Origin of the sequence: uncultured Caballeronia sp., assembly GCF_964243625.1 — a bacterium.
Lineage (GTDB): Bacteria > Pseudomonadota > Gammaproteobacteria > Burkholderiales > Burkholderiaceae > Caballeronia.
This window is the reverse complement of record NZ_CAXTGZ010000766.1, coordinates 1-2,577: the sequence shown is the minus strand read 5'-3', so window position 1 is coordinate 2,577 and position 2,577 is coordinate 1. Positions and strand designations below refer to the sequence as shown.

The 2,577-nt window shown below is 53.9% G+C and carries 1 protein-coding gene; it reads right to left on the bottom strand.

Annotated features, from left to right (window positions below; translation table 11 throughout):
* Positions 1-102: 102 nt before the first annotated feature.
* Positions 103-2,271, bottom strand: a complete 2,169-nt coding sequence (locus tag ACFFAR_RS30560) for a response regulator (protein ID WP_375509157.1) — start codon at positions 2,269-2,271, stop codon at positions 103-105.
* Positions 2,272-2,577 lie beyond the last annotated feature (306 nt).

Below are 2,577 nucleotides of genomic sequence, written 5' to 3'. Positions count from 1 at the left end.
TCATGTTACTCACTGTCGAGCCAGAAGAGGACGTTGGCTCGCAGCAAGACATCCGGTCTTGATGGACAGCTTAGGGTTGGCCGTCTGAACTCAACGATGCAGTCAAGTAACCTGGTCGGACCGGCTCTCGGCGACCAGCTTTTCAAGTTCGGCCAAGTCGAACGGCTTCGCTAAAATCTTCACACCGGCGTAGGTGGCCCGTTCAATCTCGTCTGCGTAACCTGTCATCAGCGTTACGTTTTCACTGGGCCACGTCTTGAGAACATGCTCGGCGAGGTCAATGCCGTTCATCGCGCCAGGCATTTGAATGTCGGAAAGAATCAGGTCGAAGGTCGCTCCTGTATTCAGAAGATCCATCGCGCCGTCCGCGGTAACTTCATGCCGGACCTTGCACCCCATCATTTCGAGGACCGCCGACACCCCGGCTGCAACTTCTTCGTTATCCTCAACCAGCAATACGGACGTGCTCATGCGTAAGGTCGGCAGCGGCACGACCGCCGCAGGTTCTTCGACCGCTACGGGTTGCACCAAGTGGCGGGGGAAATAAAGCCTGACGGTGGTTCCTTTCCCACGGATGCTATCGACGCGAGCCGTACCGCCCGCTTGCTCTGTTGCGGACAGCACTTGGGCGAGCCCCAGTCCTAAGCGTGCGCCTTGTGCTTTGGTCGTGAAAAGAGGCTCGAATGCACGGCTTAATACGTCGTCGCTCATTCCGGAACCATTGTCGGTGCAAGCCATGGAAATGTATTCGCCCGCGGGCAAAAAGTCGTTCCTTGCCGGGAGTTGCGAATTCTGGCACCGAATCACAAATCGCCCGCCATCGGGCAGCGCGTCCTTTGCGTTCATTGCGATGTTGATGATGGCTGATTCGAGTTCGGTTTTGTCGACGAAGATGGGCCAGACGCTGGGCGAGACCTCAATGCTTACATGAACCCGTTCACCGAGTGCGGTAGCAACAAGCGATTTGGCGGATGACAGCCAAGAAAAAAGGTCGACACTTTCGAGCTTGAGCGGCTGCTTTCGTGCAACGCTCATGAGCCGCCTTGCGAGAGATTCTGCACCAACGCCGGCGCGCTCCACTGCGACAACTTCTTTCTCGACATTCATGAATTCCTTTTTTCGAGCCAAGGCGGAATTCGTTGAGACCACCATCAAAAGATTATTGAATTCGTGGGCAATGCTCGCCACGAGGTTACTCAATGCGCTTACGCGCTGAAGTTGTCTCGTTGAAGCCTCCGCAGATTCACGCCTGGAAGTTTCCATTTGCCATTTATCCCAAGCGATTTTTTCCGCCTTTAACTGCCTGAGTGAAAACATAACCAATAGCCATATTCCGGCAGAAGGAAGAGCGGTGATGAGCGTGATGAAGACGAGATGATCGCGCCATTGGCTTGCGATCGCCACCGAAGAAATCCCGCTAACAACATAGATGGGATAGTCGCCAACGCGGCGAAAAGCCACAATTCGCTCAAGCTTATCGACCGACGACGTCATCTGTAAGTGACCGTAAAGCTCGTTGTTCTTCAGTGCTTGGGTAAAGGCGGTGTTGGAGGCGGCTGCCGCCGCAGCGGGTCGAGTGTCGGGATACCGAACTAAGATGCCGCCGTCCTTGCGATAGAGCGCAACGTTCACGGCGGCTGCGTCATTGGTCAGGGCACGATAAAAGCTATTAAAATATTCCCTTCGCAAAGCAATGGAAACGACACCCAGAAATTTGCCGTCGTAGCCTGAGCGACCGATGCTCGTGGTGAATACGTCGGTTTGCGCCACCTTGCCGCGCAGTGGGAGCGAGAAGTAAGCCTCGGGACGAATGGCCTCTGCCTGCTTGAAATCGTCCCTGTCACGTATCGACACCGGCGGGGCTGGGAAATAACGACTGGTTGCGAGCAGGTCCCCCTTCACTCCAAACACCGATATCCCGGCCACCTGCGGAAACGCGCCGCCAATCACAATCAGGTTCTTATGAATCGTGTCTTCACTGTCGCGTATCGTGAGGTCGTCGCCGTCCCCAAGCATGTCGACAATGCGACCGCTAATTTCGCCATTCAAATCAAGTACCTTCAGAGCCTGTTCTTCAGCGACTTGCGCGATTCGGTCGACGATGTCATTCGCCTCGGCGATTCTGCGCTGATAATCGTAAAACCCGTAAGCGAAAAGAAAGGCAGATGGAACCAGGACCGATATCGCCAGCACGAACAGCAAAATGTATTTCGTTGACGAAAAACTCCGCGGCGCAGCGGCAGGGTCTGCTAGAGAAGCAAAGTCGCGCACTTGTCCTCCTCCAACGTACAAAAGGTAAGGCTTTTCGACAACCTAAAAGAGTGGATCCAGACCTGGAGGCCGCGTTTTCGCCGAAATTTCGGCCATGGCGCTCGGATTAGGAAACAAGTAATCCAGTGATATCTTTTACTAAATCCTGTATCTTCACTCCAAAAAGCTGCAAACGGGTAACAATTGCCGTGAATGAGCTTACGTCCGAACTTTCTACCTAACACGAATGTAATTAACGACAGATCACTGCAGTTGAGGGATATCGTGTCTGAAAACTTGTTACCAGAGGTTGCGCGCACACAACGC